The following is a 23,891-nucleotide window of genomic DNA, read 5'->3' as shown; positions in this document are numbered from 1 at the left end:
GATCAGGCCCCCGCCTTGGCGGCTTTGCCGGCGCCGCCCTTGTCCGGCTTGACGGCTTGCGGCGTGTCGGCGGGTACCGGTTTCACCTTCTTGTCGGCCTTCACATTGTCGAGGCCCTGGGTGATCACCTTGTCGCCGGGATTCAGACCATCGGTGACGATCCACACGTCCTCCTGCGTATCGCGCGCGAAGATATCCCGCCGGACGGCCTTGTCGCCCTTGCCGACGATGAAGACGCTGGCGACGCCCTTGGAATCGCGGCGCACCGCCTGCTGGGGAACCCGATAGGCCTTGGCATTGATCGCCTTGGTGAACACGGCGCGGGCGAACATGCCCGGCAGCAGCACGCCATCGGGATTGGGGAATTCGGCGCGCAGATTGACCGTGCCGGTAACCGGATTGACCACGACTTCCGAGAATTTGACCTTGCCCTCGCGATCATATTCCGTGCCGTCCTCGAGGATCAGCCGTGCGGTGGCGCCGCCGGCCTTCATGCCCTCGCCGGCAAGCGCGCGGCGCAGCGCGAGGAGATCGGCGCTCGATTGCTGCAGGTCCACATAGACCGGGTCGAGCTGCTGGATCGTCGTGAGCGGCAGCGCCTGGCCCGCGGTGACCAGCGCCCCCTCGGTGAACAGCGAGCGGCCGATGCGGCCCGAAATCGGCGCAGGGACGCGGGTGAACTGCATGTTCACGCGCGCGGTCTTCAGCCGCGCCCGCATCTGTTCGACCTGCGCGCCGGCCTGGTCGGCCTGCGCGCGAGCGTTGGTATAATCCTGCCGTGCGACGGCCTGCGCCTCGGCAAGCGGCTGATAGCGATCGGCAAGCGCACTGGCGGCGCGGGCGCTGGCTTCTGCGCTGCGCAGATTGGCGCGGGCCTCGTCGACGGCCGCGTCATAGACGCGCGGATCGATCTCGTAGAGCGTCTGCCCGCGGGTGACGAGCGCCCCCTCGGCGAAGAAGCGGCGGCGGATCAGCCCCGACACCTGCGGACGAACTTCCGAGCTCGCGAGGGCGACGACGCGCCCGGCGAGTTCGCTGGTCAGCATCGCCTCGCCCGGCTTGACCACGACATAACCCACCTCGGGCGGTCCCTTGTCGGTCTTCTTGTCCTTGCCGACGCTACAACCGCTCAGAAGAGCCGCTGCCAGAATCGGCGGAAGCAGAACCGCAAGCGAGCGATATGCCGACCGTGGCGGGCGCCGTGCGGTTTCGCCACGTGCCTGCTCGACGATTGCGGAAAGTACCGGATGTTCGGCGGTCAATTCAGGGCCCTCCTTTCCGGCATCGGCTCTCTGGCCTTTGCCGGTGCTCCGCGGAGCGAGACCCATCATTGGCAGCACAACCTGTCGGCAAGCCGTCATTGCGACGCAGCATGGCTGACGACCGGATTTCGATGAAATGTCGGGTTGGTTCAGCGCACCGTCATGTTCGGCCGCACCCGTCGCCGAAAACGACGCTTGCTGCGCCGCAATGACGGCTCGATGACAGCTTGTTCCGCGACAGTTGCATGAACATCAACGGCGAATCCGCAGCGCACGCAGAGGCGGCCGGATCAATGAGGGGATTGCGCGATGAAACGGACACCGAATGTCAGGACGCCGGATGCGCAGTCCATGCCCGCGGCGAATCGGGGTCGCGATCGGCAACGTCGCCCGTCCTCGCGGTTGCGCGTCGCCCTGCTCGCCTCGGCCGGTTCGCTGCTCCTTCCGGCGCTCGCTTCGGCCCAGACCGTTCCGTCGCAAACGGCTCCCGCCGCCGATCTGCCCGGTTCCGTCGCGCTGCCGGCAACGATCAGTTCCGGCATGCCGAGGGTCGATCGCGCCGCCGCCGGGCGGGTCGCGGGCCAGCGGAGCGATTTCGTCGGCTCCGCATCGGACCTCATCGCCGCGGACATGGGCCTGTTTTTCGGTTTCGCGACATTGAACGGCCGCGAGGTTTCGAGTGCCGGCAACTGGCGCGTGATCGGCTTCAAGCAATTTCCAGGCGAACTCACCAAGGCGACGCTGACCCAGCGCTTCTCGGACGCGAGCGACATCGAAGGCGCGCTGTTCAGCACCCTGGAAACCCGCACCGTAAGACCGCTCGATCTCAAGAAACGCCGGATCCAGCTCGAGCTGCGCGGGAGCTACCTGCCTTATGGCGATCGCTTCGATCTGCCGTTCGGCCGGCGCGTCACCGCTTCCTATGTCGATCAGTTCGATACCGGCATCGGCCGGCTCGGGATTTCGCTGGGCGTCCTGACCAGGTTTTCGCCCCAGCCGCGCGAATATCTGGAAGCGGGCACCAATTATCGCCCGTGCAACAGCATCGACGCCGGCCGCGCGGCCGGGGGCGCACCGACGGGGGGATCCTGCACCTACAATCCGGCATCCACCAACAAGCTCTATTACGCCACGACCTACGACACTTTCCGGCAGGAGCGGGTCACCGAAAAGCTGAACGGATTCTACGGCGCGTTCCAATGGCAGCCCAGCGACAGGCTGGACTTCAATCTCGATGTCGAACGCTCGCGGCGGATCACCTCACGCTACCGCAACGAACTCGCCATTTCCGATACGACCTATGGTCTCGCACCACTCGAAATCGGGTCCGGCGGGCAGTTGATCCGCTGGGCCGGCGCGTCCGGCCTCGACCTCAATGCCTTCACCCGCAAGCGCGACGAACGCTATACCGGACTCGGCCTGACGATGGACCTGCAAGCGACCGATCGGCTGAAGATCACCGCCGACGGCTCCTTCTCGCGGACGTTCCGCTACCAGAACGACACATCGGCGACGCTGCTCGGCAACAGCCGGATCGGCACGAACGGCCGCATCACCTACACCGCCGATCAATCGCGCGGCGGCATTCCCGCCATCACCTTCGGGTCGCCGATCGATCTCACCGACTATAGCCTGTTCACGTCGAGCCCGGCCGCCCGACGCGGCCTGGAGAACCGGACCGACAAGATCCGGGCCGGGCGTCTCGACGCGACCTATGCGCTCGACGGGCCGATCAAGGCGCTGAAATTCGGCGTCCGCTATTCGGACCATCGTCGCGACGCGCAGCTGCAGACGTTCACGGCGTCCGGCGCGGCGGTCGATCCGGCCAACGCGGCGCGCGGCATGGCCAGTTGCCGGATCGGCTCGTCGATCGTCGACGGCTATGCCACCCAGACGCTCGCGACCATCCAGAACTGGGCGATGTTCGATCCGACCTGCCTGTTCTCGGCTTTCGCGGGAACCACCGATCCCAACACCACCCTCAGCAGCCGTACCGGCGGCGGCATCAGCGTCCGCGAGCGCATCCTCGCGGGCTATGCCATGGGGACGTTCGAAACCGATGTCGCCGACATGCCCGTCAGCGGCGATATCGGACTCCGCGTCGTCAGGACCGAGACCGACACGCGCGTCTATCGCTTCACGAGCAACCCCGCCGACCTCGACGGCGTGCACGGCAAGGTCGGACCGATCGTCGATCTCCTGCCGAGCCTGAACATCTCGGCCATGCCGACGTCGAAATTGTGGGTCAGGGCCGGAATCGGCCGTGTGCTCCAACGCAGCAACATCGAAGGCCTCGGCCTGCGCCGCATCCTGCAGGGCCCCGCCGCCGATGGGGATCGGCCGCGACCGCTACGGTCGTGGAACGCCGACCTGGCGTTCGAGTACAAGGCGGACAAGAACACGTCGCTGCTGCTCGCGTTCAACTACAAGCTGTTGAGCGGATCGGCCTGGCCGGGCGACGTGCTGATCCCCGGCGGGCCGACCTTGCCCGCATGGCTGGTGGCGGCGAGCCACAAGGGATCCTATATCCGCGGGCTCGAAGTCGGCGCGACCCATCGCTTCCGCGACCTGCCCAAGCCGCTCGACGGGCTGGGGATCAAGGCAAGCTATGCCTATACCACCAGCAACTTCAAATTCGGCGATCCCAGCAACACCGATCCCAACTACCAGCTCTATCTGTTCACCGCGCCGGCAGGCGTCCCGGCGCTTTCGAAGCATGTCGTGTCGGTCGAGGGCAGCTACGAAATCGGCAAGCTGACGCTCGCGGCCAGCTATGAATATCGTTCGGGCTATTTCCGGCCGAGCGGGCTCACGCCGAACCGCTTTCTTGCCCCCAACCAGTTCGTGACCGTGAACGCATCCTACGAACTGACCAAGCATGTCCAGTTGCTGCTGCTGGCGGCCAACCTCACCAACCAGCCCGAGCGATATGAGCGCCCGGTGACGGGCAGCGTCGGTCAAACCGCCTATTCCGGCCGCGTGTTCTCCGGCGCGATCAAATTCCGCTACTGATGCAGGAAACGACCATGACCGACATCATTATCGCGCATCCGTCGGATGGGGCCGCCACGGCGCGCCCCTGGTACGCGCATCTCTATCTCCAGGTGCTCGCCGCGATCCTCGCCGGCGTAGTGATCGGCCATTTCGCGCCCGAAACCGGCGCGGCCATGAAGCCGCTCGGCGATGCCTTCATCAAGCTGGTCAAGATGATCATCGCGCCGGTGATCTTCCTCTCCATCGTCACGGGCATCGCCGGAATGCGCGATCTGGGGACGGTGGGTCGCATCGCAGGCAAGGCCTTCGCCTATTTCCTGACCTTTTCGACCGTCGCCCTGATCCTCGGGCTGATCGTGGCCAACCTCATCCGTCCCGGTGCCGGCCTCCATATCGATCCGGCCACGCTCGATGCCGCGAAGGTGAGCGACTATGCTTCGAAGGCGCATGAGGCGACGCTGACCGGCTTCCTGCTCGGCATCATTCCCGACAGCTTCCTGTCGGGAATCGTCGAAGGCAATATCCTGCAGACATTGTTCGTGGCGGTGTTGCTGGGCATCGCGCTGGCGCTCATCGGCGAACGGGGCGAACGGACCGTGGCGCTGCTCGGCGATCTTTCGGCGGCGATCTTCCGGATCGTCGCGATCCTGATGAAGGCGGCTCCGGTCGGCGCGTTCGGCGCGATGGCCTTTACCGTGGGAAAATACGGCGTCGGCACGCTCGCCAATCTCGCGGGCCTCGTCATGACCTTCTATCTGACCTCGTTGCTGTTCGTGCTCGTCGTGCTGGGGATGGTCGGCAAGGCATGCGGTTTTTCGATCCTGAAGCTGATCGCCTATCTCAAGGCCGAACTGCTGCTCGTGCTCGGCACCTCGTCGTCCGAAAGCGCGCTGCCGGCGTTGATGTCGAAGATGGAACAGGCCGGCTGCCCAAAGCCGATCGTCGGCCTCGTCGTGCCGACCGGCTACAGCTTCAACCTCGACGGTACCAATATCTACATGACGCTGGCGGCGCTTTTCATCGCCCAGGCATGCGACGTCGATCTGAGCATCGGGCAGCAATTGCTACTGCTGGCGGTGGCCATGCTGTCGTCGAAGGGGGCCGCGGGCGTGACCGGCGCCGGCTTCATCACGCTGGCCGCAACGCTCTCGATCGTGCCGTCGGTGCCGGTGGCGGGGATGGCGCTGATCCTCGGCGTCGATCGCTTCATGAGCGAATGCCGAAGCCTCACCAACTTCATCGGCAACGCGGTGGCGACCGTGGTCGTATCGCGATGGGAAGGCGCGCTCGATCATCACGCGCTCGACATCGCCCTCACCGGCCGTCCCAGGGACGAGGCAGAGCTTTAGGGTCCATCATGAAGCTGGAAGACGATTATCGCGACGCCGCGCTGGACTATCATCGCCTGCCCCGCCCGGGAAAGCTCGCGATCGAGGCGACCAAGCGCATGGCGACCCAGCGCGACCTGGCGCTGGCCTATTCGCCGGGAGTGGCGGCGCCGTGCGAGGCGATCGCCGCGGATCCCGATCGCGCGCTCGACTATACGGCGCGGGGCAATCTCGTCGCGGTGATCTCGAACGGCACCGCCGTGCTTGGCCTCGGGGCGATCGGCGCGCTGGCCTCGAAGCCGGTCATGGAGGGCAAGGCGGTGCTCTTCAAGAAATTCGCCGATATCGACGTGTTCGACCTCGAACTCGACACCACCGACACCGACACGTTCGTCGAGGCGGTTGCGCTGCTGGAGCCGACATTCGGCGGCATCAACCTCGAGGATATTCGCGCGCCCGAATGTTTCGAGATCGAACGCCGCCTGCGCGAGCGGATGAACATCCCGGTTTTCCACGACGACCAGCATGGCACCGCGATCGTGGTGGCCGCCGGCATCGTCAATGCGCTCCATCTGCAGGGCAAGCTGCTCGCCGAGGTTCGGCTGGTGACGTCGGGCGCCGGCGCCGCGGCGCTTGCCTGCGTCGACCTGCTGGTATCGATGGGGCTGCCGATCGATCATGTCACGCTCACCGACAAGGACGGCGTCGTCCATGCCGGTCGCCCGTCGATGCCCCCCAATATGGCGCGCTATGCGCGCCGAACCGATGCACGCACCCTGCCCGAGGTCCTTCCCGGCGCCGATCTCTTCCTCGGGCTTTCCGCCCCTGCCGTGCTCAAGGCCGAATGGCTCCCGCTGATGGCGGAACGGCCGGTGATCTTCGCACTGGCCAATCCCGAGCCCGAGATCCGCCCGGATCTGGTGCGCGCGCGGCGGCCCGACGCGATCATTGCCACCGGCCGCTCCGATTTCCCGAACCAGATCAACAATGTCCTGTGTTTCCCATTCATTTTCCGGGGCGCGCTCGATGCCGGTGCCACCGAGATCAACGAGCCGATGAAGGTCGCCGCGGCGGAGGCGATCGCGGCCCTTGCCCGCCTGCCCGCCGACGAGGCCGTTGCCGCCGCCTATGGCGGTTCGCTGCCGCGCTTCGGACCCGATTATGTGATCCCGACGCCGTTCGACCCGCGCCTGATCATCGAGATCGCGCCGGCGGTGGCGGCGGCGGCATCGGCGAGCGGCGTCGCCCGACGGCCGATCGCCGACATCGCCGCCTATAAGCGCGCGCTTTCGCAGCGAAGCTGGCGGTCGAGTCAATTGATGCTGCCGATCTTCGCTGCGGCCGCCAGCAAACGCCCCCGTATCGCCTATGGCGAGGGCGAGGACGAACGCGTGCTGCGGGCTATCCAGACGGTCCTCGACGAAGGCCTGGCCAGGCCGGTGATCGTCGCACGCCGCGCGATCGCCGAGCAACGCATCGCCGCGCTGGGCCTTCGCTATCAGCTCGATCGCGATGTCGAGATCGTCGATCCGATGGCGGGCGGGCCGCTGCTCGCCGGCCTGGTCGAGCCCTATCGCGCACTGGTCGCCAGACGCGGCGTCACCGTCGCGGAGGCGGAAAGGGCGATCTATCGGCGTCCTTCGGTTACCGCCGCGATGCTGTTGCACATGGGTCATGTCGAAGCGGCGCTTGTCGGCGGCAACGCGGAATGGTGGAGCCAGACGAAGCTGATCATACCGATCATTCCCCGCGCCGTCGGACGCGAGCGCATCTATGCCATGTCGGGCCTGATCCTCGATGCCGGCACGCTCTTCATCACCGATACCCACATGATCCCGGACCCGACCGCGGCCCAGGTCGCCGACATGACGGTCCTGGCGGCGGCGGCGATGCGGGCTTTCGGCATAGAACCAAAGGCGGCGCTGCTGTCCCATTCCAATTTCGGCGCCTCCGACAGCGCCAGCGCGCGCAAGATGCGCGCCGCGCTCGGCCTGTTGCGCGAGCGTGGCGTCGAATTCGCGGTGGATGGCGAGATGCACGCCGACAGCGCGCTTTCGTCGGCGCAGCGGGCGCGGCTCGTCGCCGACTCGCCGCTCGAGGGCAGCGCAAATCTTCTGGTCATGCCGAACCTCGATGCGGCCAACATCACGCTCGGTGCCCTTGCCGCTTCGAGCGGGGGGCTCGTCGTCGGGCCGATCATGCTCGGCTTCGATCAGCCGATCCATATTCTCGTCCCCACGACGACCTCCCGTGGCATCGTCAACCTCACGGCGATTGCCGCCGCATCCGGCCGGCTTCAGCGATTGCCCTGATCGGATCCGCCGGCCCGCCGGTCGTTCGTTGATGATGCTCGAAAGCGCTGCTCATATGCGATCTCGAAGATGCCGACGCATCCTCGATCGATCTGCTCAAACGCCGCACCGGCTGACATCAGGGCTCGGCGAGTCAGGCTCACCGAGCCCTGGTCCTGGAGCATGTCCTGATCAGATTGATCAGGACATGCTCCAAATTATCTTTGTTTTCCGCATTTTCCGAGCCGTCGGGTGATTCCACCTGACTTGAAAATGCTCTAACCCTCCAGCGACGCCGCCGCGCCGGCGATGAAATCGGCCACGGCTTCGGGCTGGGACAGCATCGGCACGTGCGAGCTTTCGAGGACAAGCGTCTTCGCCCCCATCCGGCTCGCGGAGTCGCGCTCGACCGCCGGCGGGATCGTCTGGTCCTGCGCCGCGACGATGTACCATGTCGGCTTCGACCGCCACGCCGCCTCGCCAATACGGTCACCGAAGCAGCGCACCGCCAGCGGCCCCTGGGTCGCGAGCACGATATCGGCCTCGTCCGTCGGGATATCCTGGACGAAATGCCGGTGGACGCCGGCAGGGGTCAGCGCGACATAGCCTTCGCCATAGGGCTTGATCTCGGCCGCGCCGGGCGCCGGCGGATAATCCTTCCACCAGTCGGCGAAGGACTGGCCGCTGTCGGGCGCGCCGGCGGCGATATAGACGAGCCCCTTGACCTGCGGATGGTTGCCGGCCTCGGTGATCACCGCCCCGCCCCAGCTATGGCCGACCATCAGCACCGGGCCATCCTGCATGTCGACGACGCGGTGCGCCGCCGCGACGTCGTCGGCGAGCGCGCTGAGCGGATTCTGGACCGCGACCACCTTGAGCCCGCATTTGGCGAGCAAAGGGATGACCTTCGCCCAGCATGACCCGTCCGCAAATGCGCCATGCACGAGAACGACCGTATCGATTGCCATGATGCCATCCTTTCCATGATTGCCGCGCGTTCCGGAGCCGGCCGCCCTGTCGCGGCGCGCCCGGCGCAGGCGCGATTATCGGATCGAACCGGGCGCCCGCGCAGTTAAACGATGTAAATCGTCGCAACCGATGCAGGCCGCCGATGGCCCGCCATATCGGGTTGGTTCCGTCGCCAACCATCTATTTTTATTTGAGAAAGATCGGCTCCCCGGCCGCGATCGCTCGTTGAGCGGCGACAAGAGCAGGAGAAGATGATGCCTATCAAACTGACGGCCGCGCTCGGCGCCGGCCTGTTCCTCGCGACGATCGCATCGGCCCAGACGATGGCGCCGAAGGCCGATCACCAAGCCCCAGCCAACGAGGCGGTCAAACATCCCGACGTCCACAAGACCGCGCACCCGGCAAGCGGTGCCAACAGCTTCACCGAGGGCCAGGCGCGCGAGCGCATCGCCAAGGCCGGCTACGCCAATGTCTCGGCGCTGAAGAAGGACGATGCCGGGCTGTGGCAGGGCACCGCGACCAAGGGCGGCCGCAAGCTCCATGTCGCGCTCGACTACAAGGGCGACGTCAGCAGCAAATAAGCCTTTCCGGACAGGAGAACGACCATGACCACCCTCACCCGCCTCTATGACGACTATACCGATGCCGAAGTCGCCGTGCTCGAACTCGAACGGATCGGCGTGCCGCACAGCGACATCAGCATCATCGCCAACAATGTCGACGCCGCCCATGGCGAACATGACGACGATCGCAGCAAGGCCGCAGAGGATGCCGGCGCGGGCGCCGGGATCGGCGCCGCGATCGGCGGGGTCGGCGGCCTGCTCGCCGGACTCGGCATGCTCGCCATTCCCGGCGTCGGCCCGGTGGTCGCAGCGGGCTGGCTCGCCACCACCGCGCTCGGCGCGGGCGTCGGTGCGGTCGCGGGCGGCGCCACCGGCGGGCTGATCGGCGCGCTGCAGTCGAAGGGCGTCAGCGAGCATCACGCGCATGTCTATGCCGAGGGCGTGCGCCGCGGCGGGACGCTGGTCACCGCCTATGTCGCCGGCAATCTCGCCGCCGAGGCTGAGGCGGTGCTCGACCGCAAGGGCGTGGTCGATCCCGAGGCGCGCGGCCAGGTCTATGCCGAAGGCGGCTGGACCCGCTTCGACGGCGATGCCCCGGCCTATGATGTCCATGAGGTAGCGCGCGAACGCGGCCTGCGCGGCCGGGTCGACACCAGCGTCATCTAAAAGTTCGGGCCCGCATCCTCGAGGGATGCGGGCCCATGCCTATTCGGTCAGCGCAGCAGGCCGGCCGCGCGCAACGCGTCGTTGATGACCTTGCCCGGATCGATCGCGCCGACGAGCGGCCGCCGCGCCACGGGCGGCGGTGGGGTTTCGGGCGGTGCCGACGCCACCGGCCTCTCCGCCCCGATCAGCCCCCAGCCTTGCGCGATATGCCGGGTCGACGAGATCCCCGCCTCGAGCATATGCGGCCCCGCGATCCCGCACGGCGTATCGCCACGGGTCGCCAGCGGGGTGCCATGGCCGAGCCCGTCGATCAGATATTGCTCGATCACCGTTCGCCCCGCCGCGTCGTGCCACTGCTTGCGCACATGGCCATCGACCCGTTCGACATGGTCGGGCCGCGCGACGCCGTGGAGGGTGCGCCATTGATCGACGATCAGGTCGGCATTGGCCGGGACGACGGTGTTGTCCGCGGTGCCGTGCCAGACCGAAATCGTCGGCCAGGGGCCATGATGGCCCGAGGCGCCGCGCACCAGCGCGGCAAGATCGGCGCCGCGCGCGCCGCCATGGCCGCGCATCCGGTCGAACGCCTCGGGCATCGTCCGCGCGGTGCCATGAGGCAGGCCGGCGATGATCGCGCCGCCGGCGAACAGCTCGGGGTAGGTCGCGAGCATCGTCGACGTCATCGCCCCGCCCGCCGACAGGCCGGTGACGAAGATCCGCGCCGGATCGATCGCCTGCGCCGCGACCAGCGCCGCGATCATCTGCCGGATCGACAGCGCCTCGCCGCCGTCGCGCACGATGTCGCCCGGGGTGAACCAGTTGAAGCAGCCATTGGCATTGTTCGCGCGCTGCTGTTCGGGCAGCAGCACCGCGAAACCATGGCGATCGGCAAGGTCCGACCAGCCGGCGCCGCGGTCATAGCCGGCGGCATTCTGGGTACAGCCGTGCAGGACCACCACCAGCGCCGCGCCCGACGCGAGATCGGCGGGAATATGGGTCCAGCCGAGCAGATTGCCGGGGTTGCTGCCGAAATCGCGCAGCGGCATCAGCCGCGCCCCCGCGCCGGAAGCCGGACCGGCCGACGGCAGATGGGCGAGCGCGCCGAGGCGCGCCATCGTGTCCGAAAGATTACGCAAACCAGTCTCCCATGCGGCGACGTCCGGCGGCGGACGCACGGCCTGAGTCGGACGTTGCTGCACTGCAACATAGATAGGGACTTTGTGATACCGAACAAGGGACCGATCGCTTGATCTCGATCAATCGGCGACACTGTTCCGCTGAAGCTGCTGATAGACGCCGAGCCGGTCGGTGATCTGCCAATGGCCGGTGATGCGGTCGTCGCCGTCGAACCGGTAGACCGTCGCCCCCGACATCAGGATCGTCCGACCCGACGCCGGAAAGCCCGGAAGATCGCCGCTATGGGTCGCCGCCCACAGCCACGCCATCACCACCGCGTCGCCGTCGGCAAACAGGCCCTGAATGTCGAAACGCTGGTCGGGAAAGGCCGCCCGCGACCGGATCAGCCGATCCTGGAAACCGGCCAGATCGAGGGTCATCCCGTCCCAGGGATCGCCCGGATCATGATGGATCGTATAGCTGGCGCCAAGATAATCGCCGGCGGCCGCGGCATCGCCCTCGTCCCAGACCCGTCGGATGAAGTCCGCGAGCAATTGCTTGCGGGGGTGATCGTTCGTCATATTCCGTCCTCGATGCCATGATCGGCGAGCAGTTCGAGCGCATAGGCGCGGATGTCGGGGGGCCATGCCGCCATGCGCTCGGCAAAGGCGGTGGCGTCGCCCGCAAACAGCGCGCGGCTCGCCTCCTCGAACCCGGGCAAGTCCCCGGCGAGCGCCGCGAGAAAGCGATAGACGATCTCGCGCGCGGCCTTGGTCCGGCTCTCCCCGCCATCGGCGCGGCGCGCCTCGTCGACCAGACGCCGCAGCACCTGCGAGGCGCCGCCGGGCTGGGCCGCGAGCCATTCCCAATGGCGCGGCAGCAAGGTGACCTCGCGGGCGACCACCCCGAGCTTCGGCCGGCCGCGCCCGCGCGCCGGCGCGTCGATAGCCGGCCGCTTCGGCGTCCGCGCCGCCAGTGCCGCCTGCTCGGCGAGGGTGGTGAGGCGGGTGACGATCTCGGCGGTGCTCCCGCGCAGATCGAGATCGATCACCGCACCCGAACGGTCGTCGAAGGTCAGCACCGGCTCGCCCGGCTGTGCGGTTTCGAACGCCTTCACCGCCAGCGCGACGTCGATCAGCGGCCCGCTCGCGATCCGCCTATGGCCGGCGAAGGCGGTGCACGGTTTCGACAGGATATTCGACATCGGCATACCTCGCTGGGAGGAACAATATATCCGGGTATAAAAATCTCTCGTCAATATACCCGGATAATATTATCTGCGCCGCTACCGTCGGCAGCCTGCCGATTCGACAGGAGGATGCCGCGATGAAGGGCGACGACCGCAAGGCCGCGATAGAGGCCTATAAGGAGCGCAAGACCGCCGCCGGCATCTATGCGGTTCGCTGCCGGCCCTCGGGCGAGATCTGGGTCGGCCGGGCGCCCGACCTGGCGACGATCCAGAACCGGCTCTGGTTCACCCTGCGCCATGGCAGCGCGACCAATCGCGCGCTGCAGGCGGCGTGGAATGCGCATGGCGCCGATGATTTCAGCTTCGAGATCGTCGAAGCGATCGACCAGGAGGACATCGCCCATGTCCGCGAGCGGCTGCTCAAGGACCGGCTCGCGCACTGGATCGAGACGCTCAAGGCGAGCCGGATCTGATCCTTCGACGGTTGAATGTTCCCTCTTTGTTCGATACACTCCCGGTCCATTCCACAGCCCCGGATCACCCGCATGATCGCCCCCTTCGAGGACCATGATCGCTCTTCTTCATGCCCCGATCATGGGGTCCGCGCGCTCGCCCGTCTCAACGCCGTCCGGATCGACGCCGATCAGATCGCCGGCGGGATCGGCGCGCTGTGGGGTCTGCCCTCCTATGCCCGTAACAGCGCCGGCGCCCGTCGCGTCGCGCTCATGGCCTGGATGAGCGCCTGCCCGCCCACCGACCGAGAGAGGGTCGTCGAGGCGCTCGCCGTCCGCATCGCCGCGCTCGATCGTTGGACCGCGGCGCATGACCCCGAGAGCCTGTCCGATGCCGACGCCGCGATCGAGGCCGCCGCGCGCCATGCGCTCGGCGAGCAGCCCGACGGCATCGGCTTCGATCCGGTCTCGTTCGGCGAACTGGTCGGCTTCGTCGAGGATATGCCCTTCTAGAGCGTTTTCAAGTCAGGTGGAATCACCTGACGGCTCGGAAAATGCGGAAAACAAAGACAATCTAGAGTATGTCCTGATCAATCCGATCAGGACATACTCTAGGGAATTACCCGTCGGCCGATCGCTGCGCATCGGCGGCGGCGAAATGCGCGAGCTGATCGGCGTGCGCCTTGGCGAAAGCGGGGCGCGCGGTCATCCGGGCGACATAGGCCTCGGTCGCGGGGCGATCGCCCCAGGCGCGAACCTTGGGGACGCGCAGGACATCGGCCATCAGCAGGTCCCCGGCGGTGAAGCGGTCCGCCGCCAGCCATTCTCGTTCGCGCAACACCCCTTCGAGCTGGTCGAGGCGGCTGCCCAACCAGCCGGCGAGGCGATTGTCCTTCTCGCCGGAGATTTCGAGGAACCACCATGGAACGGTCACCATCTCGATCGAATTGAGCGCGGCGATCATCCATTGCAGGGTCTCGGCCTCGCCCGCCGGATCGCGCGGCATCAGCCTTTCGCTCTTGCGAGCGAGATGGAACAGCCCGGCCCCGCTCTCGAAGGTCTGCAGCGCGCCATCGTCGAGGAAGGGGATCTGGCCGAAGGGCTGGCGCGCCAGATGGTTGGTCTCGCGGCCGTCGAAGGCGACGCTGCGCACCGTATAGGCCAGCCCCGCCTCCTCGCACGCCCAGCGCAGCCGCAGATCGCGCACGAGACCACGCGGGCCTTCGGGCACCCAGTCATAGGTCCAGATGATCAGCTCGCCCATATCCGCCGCTCCCATTCCCCGCCGCCCTCGATCCTATGATCAACCGGCCCCGACGTCACGGGTTCCGACAGACCGTGCTTTCGCTTCCGATGGCCCGGACATACTGCTAGATGTTCCCCGTTCGTTCCGACAGGAGTTCCGATGTCCCGCCGCGCCGGCAGTGCCGATCTTCCGCTTCATGGCGGCCGCGTGCCCGCCTGGCTGGGGCAGCGGATGAGCCGGCTCGGCGCGGTGATCGCGCAGGCGATCGTCCACCATTATGGCCGCGACGAGTTTCTGCGCCGGCTCGCCCATCCCTTCTGGTTCCAGTCGTTCGGGGCGGTGATGGGGATGGACTGGCATTCGTCGGGGATCACCACCAGCGTGATCGGCGCGCTCAAACATGGGCTCGAACCGTTGCGCGGCGAACTCGGCCTCCATGTCTGCGGCGGGCGCGGCCGGCATTCGCGGCGCACCCCCGACGAACTGCTGATCGTCGGCGACCGCACCGGCCTCGACGGCGCCGCGCTGGCGCAGGCGAGCAAGCTGGTCGCCAAGGTCGACAGTGCCGCGCTCCAGGACGGGTTCGATCTCTATCTCCACGGCTTCGTCGTCGCCGACGACGGCGCCTGGACGGTGATCCAGCAGGGCATGAACGAGGAGAGCCGCCGCGCCCGCCGCTATCACTGGCTGTCCGAGGGGCTGACCAGCTTCGTCGATGCGCCGCATGCCGCGATCGAGGGCCGCAGCACCGGCGAGATCGTCAACCTCGCCGATCGCCGCGCCGCCGCCTCGCGCGCCGCCCAGCTCGACCTGCTGGCGGACATCGGCCCCGACGGCATCGCTCGCGAAATGGCGAAGCTGCGCGCCGGCGACGCGCCCGCCGCCCCGGCCGAACCGATGCTCCCGCATCTGGCGTTGCCCGATCATCATGATGTCCGCGCGCAGGATGTCGTGATCCGCCGGCTCCACGGCGCGCTCGCCGCCGCCGCCGATGCCGGGCCGAGGGATTTTCCCGAGCTGCTGATGGTGCCGGGGATCGGCGCGCGCACCGTGCGGTCGCTGGCGATGGTCGCCGAGGTGATCCATGGCGCGCCCTGCCGCTTCTCCGACCCCGCCCGCTTCGCGCTCGCCCATGGCGGCAAGGACCGCCATCCCTTTCCGGTGCCGACCCGGGTCTACGACCGGACGATCGGCGTGCTCAAGGCCGCGGTGGCATCGGCGAGCCTCGGCCAGGACGAGAAGCTCGACGCGATCCGCCGCCTCGACAGCCAGGCGCGCGCGCTCGAGGCGACCGCCACCGGCATCTCGTTCGAAGCCTATCTCGACGAGGAACGGCGGCAGTCGCATCTCTATGGCGGACGATCGGTGTTCGGCTGGGAGCCGCCGGCCGGAGCGGGATCGGTCGCGCGCGACGCCTGAGAACATCCGCCCCGCCGATATTATGGCGGCGCGGTGGACAGCCCGGCCGATCCCCGCAATGCCTCGACCGAGGCCCCTGCAGGAGAGAGCGAGCGTGAGCAGCCCCGACGACATGATCCAGACGCCGATCCGTATTCCGGCGTTGCCGCGCGAGGAATGGACCGACGAGGTCCGCGACGTCTACGCGATCTACGAGGGCGAGAATGGCCGCCAGAACGGATCGAAGTCGAACGTCATCATGATGCTCGCCCGCCATCCCGATCTCGCGCGCGCCTGGCTGACCTACAACAAGCAGCTGCTGACCCACCCGCTGATCTCCGCGCGGCTGCGCGAGATCGCGATCCTGCGGGTCGCGGCGATCCACCGTTCCGAATATGAGTGGGTGCAGCATGTCATGCTCGCCAAGCGGGTCGGCATGGTCGACGCCGAGATCGAAGCGATCCGCGCCGGCGACTATGGCGACCGCTTCGACGAGCTCGAAGGCTTCGCGCTGGCCGCGGTCGACCAGATGCTCACCACCCATGCCGTCGACGACGCGACCTGGGCCGGGCTCGCGCGCCATCTCGACCAGAAGCAGCTGCTCGAGCTGATGTTCGTGATCGGCACCTATTCGCTGTTGTCGCTGGTGTTCAACGCGACCGGCATCGAACTCGAGGCCGGCGCCGGCCAGGACAGCGCGCCACGCTCGCACGGCGGCACGCTGACCTGAGGCGGGGCGGCGGCGCTCGGGAAAAAGAGTCAGCCCGCCCCAAATTTACTGTCGCCCCGCACTCGTTGCGGGGTCCATGGCTGGCGCGTCGAACGCGACGGCCGGAAAAAGGGCGCGCCGGCCATGCTGCGTTCGATCGTCGGCGGCGGTCTATGCGGTTATAGCCATGGACCCCGCAACGAGTGCGGGGCGACGGATAAGGATGGCGCCCCCCTTTCCCATCTTCCCACCACCACCCATCGTTGCATAGCTATGCAACGCATGTTAGCCATCCCTGCAAGAGCCGCACACAGCCGGCCGAAACAGAAGGGAGGAGGTCGGACATGTCCGAAGGATTGGCGGTACCCGCGCGCATCGTCCCGGTGCCGACATCGGTGAGCCCGCAGGCGCAGGCCTTCCTCGCGCGCGGCCTGCCGATCATGCCACCCGAGATCGATCACAAGAACAAGGACGCCTGGCGCGCTTATATCGGCGCGATCGAAGGGCATATTCTCAAGAGCGCCGAAGCCCGTGCTTCGGCCTTTCCGGCGACGATCGCCGACCATCGCCTGTCGGCGGCCCCCCTCTACGAGATCACCCCCGAAGGCGTCGCGGACACAGACGGCGACAAGGCGATCCTCCACATCCATGGCGGCGCCTTCATCGTCGGTGGCGGACGGTCGGCGGCCTATACCGCCTTGCCGATCGCCGGCCGGGCGCGGCTCAAATCCTTCTCGGTCGACTATCGGATGCCGCCCGACCACCCCTTCCCGGCCGGGCTCGACGACTGCGTCGAAGCCTATCGCTTCCTGCTCGATCGCTACGATCCGGCGCGGATCGCGCTCGAAGGCTCGTCGGCGGGCGCCAATCTGGTCGCAGCAACGATCCTGCGCGCCCGCGACGAGGGGTTGCCGCTGCCGGGCGCCTGCTCGCTCCACACCGCCGGGGTCGACCTCACCGCCTCGGGCGACAGCTTCGCGACCAACGCGGTGATCGACGTGGTGCTGCGCGCCGACCAGCCCGAGACGATGCGGCTCTATCGCGGCGACCATGACCCGCGCGATCCTTATGTCTCGCCGCTGTTCGGCGATTTCGCCAGGGGCTTTCCGCCGACGATCCTGGTGACCGGCACCCGCGACCTGCTGCTGTCGCCGACGGTGATGATGCACCGCGCGCTGCGCCGTGCCGGGATCGACGCCGAACTCCATGTGTTCGAGGCGATGCCGCATGGCGGTCTCGGCGGATCGTCGCCCGAGGATGTCGAACTCCAGTCGGAGATCGCCGCGTTCATCCGCAGGCGGCTGGAATGAAGCTTCGGCGCGGGCCGGCCACGATCGACCGGACCGCGCCCCACCGTCACTCGAGATAGAGGTCGCGCAGCCGGGCGATGTCGGCGGGTGAAAGCTTCATCTCGTCGCGGAAGAAGCCGGCGGCACCGCCGGAATGGGCATCGACCGCGTCGAGCGCCGCTTCGATATAGCTGCGGTCGGCGGCCATGAACGCCTGCATCACCGGGGCCGGCAATTTGGTCCAGGGCTGGCCGGCGGTCGCCTTGGCCTGTTTGGCGAGCAGCCCCTGCGGATCGAGATAGCGGTTGGTGAGCAGATAATCGTCGATCACCGTCGCCCGTGGCACCCCAAGCGCGGTAAGCAGCAGCGCCGCCGCCACCCCGGTGCGGTCCTTGCCCGCCGAGCAGTTGAAGGCGAGCGGGGCATGGCCGGCGAGCAGTTCGGCGAACATCCGCCGATATTGGCCGGCGAAGCTGGTCAGCATCTGCGGATAGCTGGCGGCGAGCGCCTGGCGCGCCTGCTCCGGGGTCCAGTGCGCCATGTCGCCCTTCGGCATCAGCCCGACCCGCATCATGTCATAATCCTCGGCGAGCACCGCGGGCGCCGAACCCGCGGGCCAGGCGACCGGTTCGGCGGCGCGCTCGTGCACGTCGCGAAAGTCGCAGACCACCCGGATGCCGATCCGGCCGAGCGTCGCATGGTCGGCGGCGGTCAGCCCGTGCATCGAGCCCGAGCGGAACAGCAGCCCCCATTTGACGCTGCGGCCGTCGGCGGCGCGATAGCCGCCGAGATCGCGGAAATTGCGCCCGCCTTCGAGCGGCAGCAGCCGCTGGTGCGTCGAAGCGACCGCGGGCTGGCGCGGGGGCTGCGCCGCCCCCGTCGACATCGACGGGGCGAGCAAGGCGAGCGCGGCGAAAGCGCCCAGCAAGGGACGATGGAACATGAGGATACTCCGGGAAAGGATCAGAACTTCAGATTGGCTTCGACGCCATAGGTCCGCGGCTCGTTGAAGATGCCGTAGGTACCGAGCGAGCTGTTGAAGCTCTTCACGAAGGCATAGGATTGGTCGAACAGGTTGCGCGCCCAGACCGAGAGCTGGAGCGTCGCCCCCGTATCCATCATCCGGATGTCGCCGAGCGCGACCCGGCCGTTGACGAGGAACGAGCTGTCGGCCTTGGTCGGATCGTTGACCATCGCGTGCTGCGCGGCGGCGTAATTGGCGTCGATATGGAACATCAGCTTGGTCGCGCCGACCGGAAGCTGATAGTCGATCGCGCCGCTGGCGGCATGGTCGGGGGTGAACACCGGATAGACCGCGACCAGCGGATTGCCGGTGACGAACGGATTGGGCGCCTCGGGCAGGCGGACGTCGGTATAGGCATAGCTGCCGGTCAGGCTGAGCCCGCGCACCGGGCTCACCGTCAGGTCGGCCTCGATCCCCTTGATGCGGCCCGATCCCTTCGCGTTGGTGGTCTCGATCGTGCCGCGGTTGCTGCCCGGGATCACCGCGTTGAAATCGATCTGCACATCCTTGTAGCGCGACGTATAGGCGGCGAGGTTGAGCCGGACATGATGGTCGAGCAGCTCGGTCTTGGCGCCGATCTCGAAGGTCGAGACCGTCTCGGGATCGAAGGTGCGATAGGTGAGCGAGCGCGAATTGGCGCCGCCCGCCTTGTAGCCGGTGCTCCATTTTCCATAGACATGGACGTCGCGGGTGACGTCGACCGACAGGTTGACCGTCGGATCGAACCGGTTCCAGCGCGCATCGAGCGGGATGATCGCGGTCACCCCGTTGACCACCGGCACCGCGCCGTTGACCTTGTCGAGCGAGCCGGTCTTCTTGTCGTGGGTATAGCGCCCGCCGACGGTCAGATGGGCGATGTCGTTCAGCGCCGCCGGGGTGAAGGTCGCCTGGCCGAAGACGCCGACGCTGTCGGTCTCGGCGCGGCTGGCGCGGTCGGGGAACGGGGTCTGGCCGACCGGCGACGGCAGGATCGTATAGGCGGTGCCGTCGGCATTCCATTTGGCGGTGTTCGGCGACCAGGCGTCGTCGTTGACCTTCTCATGATAATAGAAGGCCCCGGCGACGAAGGTCAGCTGCGGCAGCGTGCCGATCAGCTGCAGCTCCTCGCTATATTGCTCCTGCCAGACGTTCGCGAGGCTGTAGCGGCTGAAATTGGCGTTGGGCTGGAACACCGAGATGTTGGTCGAGCCATTGTCGAGCTGGGTCTGGCTGAGCTTGCGATAGGCGCTGATCGATTTCGCCTCGATCGCCGGCGACGCATGCCAGTCGAGGGTCAGCATATGGCCATGGGTGCGCCCTTCGTTCCACGCCTGCGGCACGCCGATATTGGCGGTGGTGGCGCGATCGGGCTGGAGCGTGATCAGCGGCGCGAGCGGCAGCGCGCCCTTGGTCAGCAGCTGGACATAATAAGGGGTGGTGTCGTCGCGCGAGGTGTCGAACGCGTAGAGCGCGCTGAAATCCTCCGACGGCTTCCACAGCGCCGCGGCGTGGAACCCCTTCTTGTCATAGGCGTGGAAATCCCGTGCGCCGGCGAGCGGATTGTCGACGGTGCCGTCGCGCTTGCGGATCAGCCCGTCGAGCTTGACGCTGATATTGGCGACGCTCGGCAGGTCGAGATGGACCGTGCCCTGGCGCTCGCCATAATTGCCGATCCCGGCGGTCGCATCGAGATGGAATTCGCCGCTCGGCTTCTTAGTGACGATGCTGATCGCGCCGCCTTCGGTGTTGCGGCCGAACAGCGAGCCCTGCGGCCCCTTGAGCACCTCGATCCGCTCGACATCGTAGAGCGCCGAACCCAGCCCCTGCGCGCGTCCCTGATAGACGCCGTCGACATAGACGCCGACACCCTGGTCGCGGCTCGGCTGGTTCGAATCGCCGAGCGTGCCGATGCCGCGGATGCCGATGCTGAGCGCCGAGCTGCGCGAGAAGAAGGGCGCGACCTTGAGCGACGGGATCGATCCGTCGCCGAGCGATTCGAGCGAGACGACATGGCGGTTGGCGAGATCCTCGGCGCCGACCACCGACATCGCGATCGGGGTGCGCTGCAGGCTGGTCTCGCGCTTCTGCGCGGTGACGACGATCTCGGTGAGGCCGCCCGATGCGTCGCCCGCCTCTTCGGCAGGCGCCACTGACGCTGCCGCCGCCGGCACGGCGATCGCCTGGGCATACACCGCGGCCGATGGGAAACAGGCGCAGGCAAGGCTGCCCGCAAGGGCATGGCGGCGCATGCGCCGCGCGAAAATCATCGTCATGGTGGACCCTTTTTGGTGTGTGTCAGGGCGCGGAGTAGAACGGTTGTATTTCGACTCTGTGACACTTGTATCTAGCTTTTAAGTCAGCCATTCCCTACTGTGCAGCCGCCCGAAATTGGCTAAGCCTGGAAACGGAAACAGCCCGACACAGGGGCGGAGGCGAACGGGAGAGACCATGGCGGAGCGCGGAAAATTGCGGGAATTTTCGCAGCCATCCTCGCGCGAGCGGCTGGCCGCGGCCGTGCTCGACCTATGGGAGACCCAGGGCCACGCCGCGCTGTCGGCGCGCAACCTTGCCCAGATGGCCGGCCTGCCGGTGTCGAGCATCTATCATCACTTCGGTGGATTGGAACAGTTGTTTCTATCCGCGCAGGCCGCCGCCCGCGACCAGGCCGAGCGCTGGTGCGCGCAATGGATCGATGCGCTCGCCGGCGCCGATGCGCTGTCGGCCGACGCGCTGGCGCCTTTGCTCGCGACGATGATCGACGACTGGTCGCAGGGCGAGCGCCGGCTCGCCTTCGCGTGGCGCGAATGCCATATGCTCGCCGCACGCGATCCGCATTTCCTGCCCGCGCTCGAAAGCTGGCACGCGCTGTGGTCGGGCTTCTGGACCGAGCTGTGCGGGCGCTGCGGCCTGGGCGATTTCGCAACGGCCACCGCGCATATCTTCGATGGCGAGAGCGTGTTGCATATGATGCGCTGGCGCCGGCCGGTCGATCGCGGCGCGCTCGACGAGCTTTGCCGCGGCTGGGGGCGCTGGCTGTCGGGCGCGCTCGCCGAGGAAGGCCCCTGGCGCCGCTTCGCCCGCGAGGAAGCCGGCCGGACGACGCCCGACCTGCCGGTTCGCGGCGGCACCGCGGCGATCGCCGCCGCCGCTGCCGACGCGCTCGAACATGGCGGCGTCGCCGGGCTCACCCACCGCGCGGTCGCGGCCCGCGCCGGGGTCACGCTCGGCGTCGTCTCCTATAATTTCCGCACCAGCGCCGATCTCGCGCGTGCCGCCTTCGAGACGATCTATCGCCGGATCGTCCCCGGCGCCGAAAGCGGCCCGCCTTCGGTCAGCCGCGAGGCCGCGCTGGCCGGCATGGGCGACGTCCAGATCGCCGCCCCGCTCCTGCTGGCAATGGACGAACTGCTGCTTGCGGTCGCGCGCGACCCCGATCTGCGCGCCTTCGCGCCGCAGTTGCGCTATCTGCGCGGCCGCAGCAGCCGAGCGGCGCTGCAGGCGATGCTCGGCGACAACCGCCCGATCTCGCCGCTCGACGCCGCGCTCTATTCGGGCTTCCTGTCGGGGCAGCGGCGTGCGCTGATCGGCAAGCCCCCCGAAGACAGCGAAGCCGATGCGCGGCGGACGGTCGGGCTGCTGATCGGGGCGATCGGGGGCGGTTAGGATTTCGCTTTGCGGAACCCTTCGATCCGCGCCTGGTGGTCGGGGGCGTTGCCGGGATAATGGTCGCGCTCATAAGCGAGCGCCTCGGCGAGCGACAGGCCGTCGGTTTCGCGCATCATCCGCTTGATCGCGCGGTTGCTGTGCCGGCTCTGGGCGAGGATGTCGGCGGCGAGGCCAGCGACCAGCGCGTCGAGCGCGCCGGGCGCGGCCAGCAGGTCGACGAGGCCGAGGACATGGGCCTCGGCCGCCTCGACGACGCGACCCGTCATCATCATCCGCTTCGCCGGCGCGACGCCGATCCGGCGCGGCAGCCGCTGGGTCATGCCCCAGGCCGACACCAGCCCCCATTTGCCATGGGTGTCGGCGAAGCGCGCGGTGCCATCGGCGAGGATGAAGTCGCAGGCGAGCGCCAGTTCGAGCGCGCCGGTGTAGCAGACCCCGTGGACCGCCGCGATCACCGGCTGGGGCAGCCGGCCGAGCCGCGCAATCACCCCGGGCTTGAACCGCGGGTCGACCGGCGCCTTGCCGATCGCGCCGAGGTCCGCGCCCGCGCAGAAGGCGCGCCCGGCGCCTCGCAACACCACGCAGCCGATCGCATCGGCCTCGCCCTCGATCGCGGCAAGATGCGCGTCGAGCCGTTCGAACGCCGCCGTGTCGAGCGCGTTGAGTTTGTCGGGGCGGTTGAGGGTCAGCGTGCAGATGCCGGCGGCATCGGCGCGGACGACCGGATCGGCGGTCATGCCCGGTTCCTGCGCAGCGCGGCGCGGGCCGCCTCGGCCATGTCGGGCACCGCGCAGGCCGCGACATAGTCGGCCTGGATTCGGTGGACGAGATCGGCGACGCTGGGGATGTCGTCGATCAGGCCGACCCCCTGCCCGCCGCTCCAGATGTCGCGCCACGGCGTCCTGCCCGCGGGCAGATGGTCGGTCGAGCGGCCTTCGGGCAGCACCAGATTGTCGGGATCGAGGCCGCTTTCGCGCAGCGACGCCTTGAGCCAGCTTGCCGGCAGGCCGTTGACCCCGCGCGTGTAGATCACGTCGGTCACCCCGCCATCGACCAGCATCGCCTTATAGGCATCGGGCGCCGCCGCCTCGCGGGTGGCAATGAAGCGGGTGCCGACATAAGCGAGGTCGGCGCCGAGCATCTCGGCGGCGCGCACCGCCGCCCCGGTCGAAATCGCCCCCGCCATCACCACGATGCCGTCGAACATCGCCCGGACCTGCGGCACGAAGGCGAGATGGCTGATCGTCCCGGCATGGCCGCCGCCGCCCGCGCCGATCGCGACGATGCCGTCGACCCCGGCCTTGACCGCCTTCTCGGCGAAGCGGATCGTCGTCGCGTCGTGGAAATGGAGCATCCCCGCCTCCTGGACCAGCGGCGCGTTGACGGTCGGGTCGCCGACCGAGGTGACGATGATCCGCACCCCATATCGGCGGCAGACCGCGAGATGCTCGCGGAACAGATCCTGGCCGAAGGTCGGCGAGATATTGACCGCGAGCGGCCCGATCACGCGTTGCGGATCGGCATCGGCGATCGGCGCCAGCACGGCGCGCACCGCCCTGAGCTGCTCCTCGAGCTCGGCGAGGTCGCGGCAATGGTTGCGGGTCAGCGATCCGACGATCCCCGCCGCACAGCAGGCGATCGCGAGGTCGACCCCGCTGCACAGGAACATCGGCGCCGCCATCACCGGCACTGTCAGGGCATCGCGCAGATCCTGCGGCAGGCTCATCGGCATCCTCCTTCGATCATATCG

Annotated in this window: 21 protein-coding genes; 11 read left to right on the top strand and 10 right to left on the bottom strand. The window is 67.7% G+C overall.

What is annotated here, in order from left to right:
- Positions 1–2: 2 nt before the first annotated feature.
- On the bottom strand, positions 3–1,079 hold the full coding sequence (locus AC1RM6_RS13055; RefSeq protein WP_493101832.1) for an efflux RND transporter periplasmic adaptor subunit: 1,077 nt from the start codon (positions 1,077–1,079) through the stop codon (positions 3–5).
- Between the two features lie 723 nt (positions 1,080–1,802).
- Here AC1RM6_RS13055 and AC1RM6_RS13050 point away from each other — a divergent pair.
- The 3 genes from AC1RM6_RS13050 to AC1RM6_RS13040 are packed head-to-tail and all read left to right on the top strand — an operon-like array spanning position 1,803 to position 7,896.
- Complete coding sequence (locus AC1RM6_RS13050) at positions 1,803–4,274, top strand: TonB-dependent receptor (protein ID WP_493101830.1); 2,472 nt, start codon at positions 1,803–1,805, stop codon at positions 4,272–4,274.
- Positions 4,275–4,288: 14 nt separating this feature from the next.
- Positions 4,289–5,605, top strand: coding sequence for a dicarboxylate/amino acid:cation symporter (locus AC1RM6_RS13045; protein WP_493101828.1), 1,317 nt, complete (start codon positions 4,289–4,291; stop codon positions 5,603–5,605).
- A gap of 14 nt (positions 5,606–5,619) precedes the next feature.
- A complete protein-coding gene (locus tag AC1RM6_RS13040) occupies positions 5,620–7,896 on the top strand; it encodes an NADP-dependent malic enzyme (RefSeq protein ID WP_493102283.1) in 2,277 nt (758 codons plus the stop codon).
- A 257-nt stretch (positions 7,897–8,153) separates the two neighbouring features.
- Here AC1RM6_RS13040 and AC1RM6_RS13035 read toward each other — a convergent pair whose 3' ends face one another.
- On the bottom strand, positions 8,154–8,843 hold the full coding sequence (locus tag AC1RM6_RS13035) for an alpha/beta fold hydrolase (RefSeq protein ID WP_493101827.1): 690 nt from the start codon (positions 8,841–8,843) through the stop codon (positions 8,154–8,156).
- A 255-nt stretch (positions 8,844–9,098) separates the two neighbouring features.
- Here AC1RM6_RS13035 and AC1RM6_RS13030 point away from each other — a divergent pair, with 255 nt between their 5' ends.
- Positions 9,099–9,425, top strand: coding sequence for a hypothetical protein (locus AC1RM6_RS13030; RefSeq protein ID WP_493101825.1), 327 nt, complete (start codon positions 9,099–9,101; stop codon positions 9,423–9,425).
- A gap of 24 nt (positions 9,426–9,449) precedes the next feature.
- Positions 9,450–10,073: a hypothetical protein gene (locus AC1RM6_RS13025; protein WP_493101823.1), complete on the top strand. Its 624-nt coding sequence runs from the start codon at positions 9,450–9,452 to the stop codon at positions 10,071–10,073.
- A 47-nt stretch (positions 10,074–10,120) separates the two neighbouring features.
- On the opposite strand, the gene AC1RM6_RS13020 is transcribed toward AC1RM6_RS13025, so the two are convergent.
- The 3 genes from AC1RM6_RS13020 to AC1RM6_RS13010 all read right to left on the bottom strand — a co-directional run bounded on the left by AC1RM6_RS13020 (position 10,121) and on the right by AC1RM6_RS13010 (position 12,393).
- Complete coding sequence (locus tag AC1RM6_RS13020; RefSeq protein ID WP_493101821.1) at positions 10,121–11,209, bottom strand: extracellular catalytic domain type 1 short-chain-length polyhydroxyalkanoate depolymerase; 1,089 nt, start codon at positions 11,207–11,209, stop codon at positions 10,121–10,123.
- A 120-nt stretch (positions 11,210–11,329) separates the two neighbouring features.
- Complete coding sequence (locus AC1RM6_RS13015; protein ID WP_493101819.1) at positions 11,330–11,770, bottom strand: ester cyclase; 441 nt, start codon at positions 11,768–11,770, stop codon at positions 11,330–11,332.
- The gene (locus AC1RM6_RS13010) at positions 11,767–12,393 is read right to left on the bottom strand and encodes a DUF2239 family protein (RefSeq protein ID WP_493101818.1); all 627 of its coding nucleotides are present in this window, start codon (positions 12,391–12,393) and stop codon (positions 11,767–11,769) included. Before AC1RM6_RS13010 ends, AC1RM6_RS13015 begins: the two co-directional genes overlap by 4 nt.
- A gap of 122 nt (positions 12,394–12,515) precedes the next feature.
- Between AC1RM6_RS13010 and AC1RM6_RS13005 the strand changes: the two genes are divergently transcribed.
- On the top strand, positions 12,516–12,851 hold the full coding sequence (locus tag AC1RM6_RS13005) for a GIY-YIG nuclease family protein (protein ID WP_493101816.1): 336 nt from the start codon (positions 12,516–12,518) through the stop codon (positions 12,849–12,851).
- A 72-nt stretch (positions 12,852–12,923) separates the two neighbouring features.
- Entirely contained in the window at positions 12,924–13,343 is a 420-nt protein-coding gene (locus AC1RM6_RS13000) for a hypothetical protein (RefSeq protein WP_493101815.1), read from the top strand.
- 106 nt (positions 13,344–13,449) lie between these two features.
- Here AC1RM6_RS13000 and AC1RM6_RS12995 read toward each other — a convergent pair whose 3' ends face one another.
- Positions 13,450–14,094 carry a glutathione S-transferase family protein gene (locus AC1RM6_RS12995; RefSeq protein WP_493101813.1) on the bottom strand — a complete coding sequence of 215 codons (645 nt, stop codon included), beginning with the start codon at positions 14,092–14,094 and terminating at the stop codon, positions 13,450–13,452.
- 141 nt (positions 14,095–14,235) lie between these two features.
- On the opposite strand from AC1RM6_RS12995, the gene AC1RM6_RS12990 reads away from it, so the two are divergent.
- The 3 genes from AC1RM6_RS12990 to AC1RM6_RS12980 all read left to right on the top strand — a co-directional run bounded on the left by AC1RM6_RS12990 (position 14,236) and on the right by AC1RM6_RS12980 (position 17,493).
- Positions 14,236–15,495: a DUF763 domain-containing protein gene (locus AC1RM6_RS12990; RefSeq protein ID WP_493101811.1), complete on the top strand. Its 1,260-nt coding sequence runs from the start codon at positions 14,236–14,238 to the stop codon at positions 15,493–15,495.
- 94 nt (positions 15,496–15,589) lie between these two features.
- Positions 15,590–16,204 (top strand): carboxymuconolactone decarboxylase family protein, encoded by a 615-nt coding sequence (locus tag AC1RM6_RS12985; RefSeq protein ID WP_493101809.1) that lies wholly within the window; start codon positions 15,590–15,592, stop codon positions 16,202–16,204.
- 323 nt (positions 16,205–16,527) lie between these two features.
- Entirely contained in the window at positions 16,528–17,493 is a 966-nt protein-coding gene (locus tag AC1RM6_RS12980; protein WP_493101805.1) for an alpha/beta hydrolase, read from the top strand.
- A gap of 46 nt (positions 17,494–17,539) precedes the next feature.
- Here the strand turns inward: AC1RM6_RS12980 and AC1RM6_RS12975 are convergent, their stop codons facing one another.
- Positions 17,540–18,415, bottom strand: a complete 876-nt coding sequence (locus AC1RM6_RS12975) for a tyrosine-protein phosphatase (protein WP_493101803.1) — start codon at positions 18,413–18,415, stop codon at positions 17,540–17,542.
- Positions 18,416–18,435: 20 nt separating this feature from the next.
- Positions 18,436–20,748, bottom strand: coding sequence for a TonB-dependent receptor (locus AC1RM6_RS12970; protein ID WP_493101801.1), 2,313 nt, complete (start codon positions 20,746–20,748; stop codon positions 18,436–18,438).
- Positions 20,749–20,923: 175 nt separating this feature from the next.
- Between AC1RM6_RS12970 and AC1RM6_RS12965 the strand changes: the two genes are divergently transcribed.
- The gene (locus AC1RM6_RS12965) at positions 20,924–22,138 is read left to right on the top strand and encodes a TetR/AcrR family transcriptional regulator (RefSeq protein WP_493101799.1); all 1,215 of its coding nucleotides are present in this window, start codon (positions 20,924–20,926) and stop codon (positions 22,136–22,138) included.
- Here AC1RM6_RS12965 and AC1RM6_RS12960 read toward each other — a convergent pair.
- The gene (locus tag AC1RM6_RS12960; protein ID WP_493101797.1) at positions 22,135–22,878 is read right to left on the bottom strand and encodes an enoyl-CoA hydratase/isomerase family protein; all 744 of its coding nucleotides are present in this window, start codon (positions 22,876–22,878) and stop codon (positions 22,135–22,137) included. The two genes, AC1RM6_RS12965 and AC1RM6_RS12960, sit on opposite strands and share 4 nt — an antisense overlap.
- Positions 22,875–23,867 (bottom strand): NAD(P)H-dependent flavin oxidoreductase, encoded by a 993-nt coding sequence (locus AC1RM6_RS12955; RefSeq protein ID WP_493101795.1) that lies wholly within the window; start codon positions 23,865–23,867, stop codon positions 22,875–22,877. Before AC1RM6_RS12955 ends, AC1RM6_RS12960 begins: the two co-directional genes overlap by 4 nt.
- Positions 23,868–23,891: the final 24 nt, after the last annotated feature.

Source organism: Rhizorhabdus sp. GW822-FHT03C02, assembly GCF_058801765.1.
The sequence above is the reverse complement of the archived record's forward strand: the minus strand, read 5'-3'. Positions and strand labels throughout refer to the sequence as shown.

Coding starts and splice junctions, on each gene's coding strand:
- AC1RM6_RS13050 (WP_493101830.1), top strand. CDS start 1,803: ATGCCGAGGGTCGATCGCGCCGCCGCCGGGCGGGTCGCGGGCCAGCGG.
- AC1RM6_RS13045 (WP_493101828.1), top strand. CDS start 4,289: ATGACCGACATCATTATCGCGCATCCGTCGGATGGGGCCGCCACGGCG.
- AC1RM6_RS13035 (WP_493101827.1), bottom strand. CDS start 8,843: ATGGCAATCGATACGGTCGTTCTCGTGCATGGCGCATTTGCGGACGGG.
- AC1RM6_RS13030 (WP_493101825.1), top strand. CDS start 9,099: ATGCCTATCAAACTGACGGCCGCGCTCGGCGCCGGCCTGTTCCTCGCG.
- AC1RM6_RS13025 (WP_493101823.1), top strand. CDS start 9,450: ATGACCACCCTCACCCGCCTCTATGACGACTATACCGATGCCGAAGTC.
- AC1RM6_RS13015 (WP_493101819.1), bottom strand. CDS start 11,770: ATGACGAACGATCACCCCCGCAAGCAATTGCTCGCGGACTTCATCCGA.
- AC1RM6_RS13010 (WP_493101818.1), bottom strand. CDS start 12,393: ATGTCGAATATCCTGTCGAAACCGTGCACCGCCTTCGCCGGCCATAGG.
- AC1RM6_RS13005 (WP_493101816.1), top strand. CDS start 12,516: ATGAAGGGCGACGACCGCAAGGCCGCGATAGAGGCCTATAAGGAGCGC.
- AC1RM6_RS13000 (WP_493101815.1), top strand. CDS start 12,924: ATGATCGCCCCCTTCGAGGACCATGATCGCTCTTCTTCATGCCCCGAT.
- AC1RM6_RS12995 (WP_493101813.1), bottom strand. CDS start 14,094: ATGGGCGAGCTGATCATCTGGACCTATGACTGGGTGCCCGAAGGCCCG.
- AC1RM6_RS12990 (WP_493101811.1), top strand. CDS start 14,236: ATGTCCCGCCGCGCCGGCAGTGCCGATCTTCCGCTTCATGGCGGCCGC.
- AC1RM6_RS12980 (WP_493101805.1), top strand. CDS start 16,528: ATGTCCGAAGGATTGGCGGTACCCGCGCGCATCGTCCCGGTGCCGACA.
- AC1RM6_RS12975 (WP_493101803.1), bottom strand. CDS start 18,415: ATGTTCCATCGTCCCTTGCTGGGCGCTTTCGCCGCGCTCGCCTTGCTC.
- AC1RM6_RS12970 (WP_493101801.1), bottom strand. CDS start 20,748: ATGACGATGATTTTCGCGCGGCGCATGCGCCGCCATGCCCTTGCGGGC.
- AC1RM6_RS12965 (WP_493101799.1), top strand. CDS start 20,924: ATGGCGGAGCGCGGAAAATTGCGGGAATTTTCGCAGCCATCCTCGCGC.
- AC1RM6_RS12960 (WP_493101797.1), bottom strand. CDS start 22,878: ATGACCGCCGATCCGGTCGTCCGCGCCGATGCCGCCGGCATCTGCACG.
- AC1RM6_RS12955 (WP_493101795.1), bottom strand. CDS start 23,867: ATGAGCCTGCCGCAGGATCTGCGCGATGCCCTGACAGTGCCGGTGATG.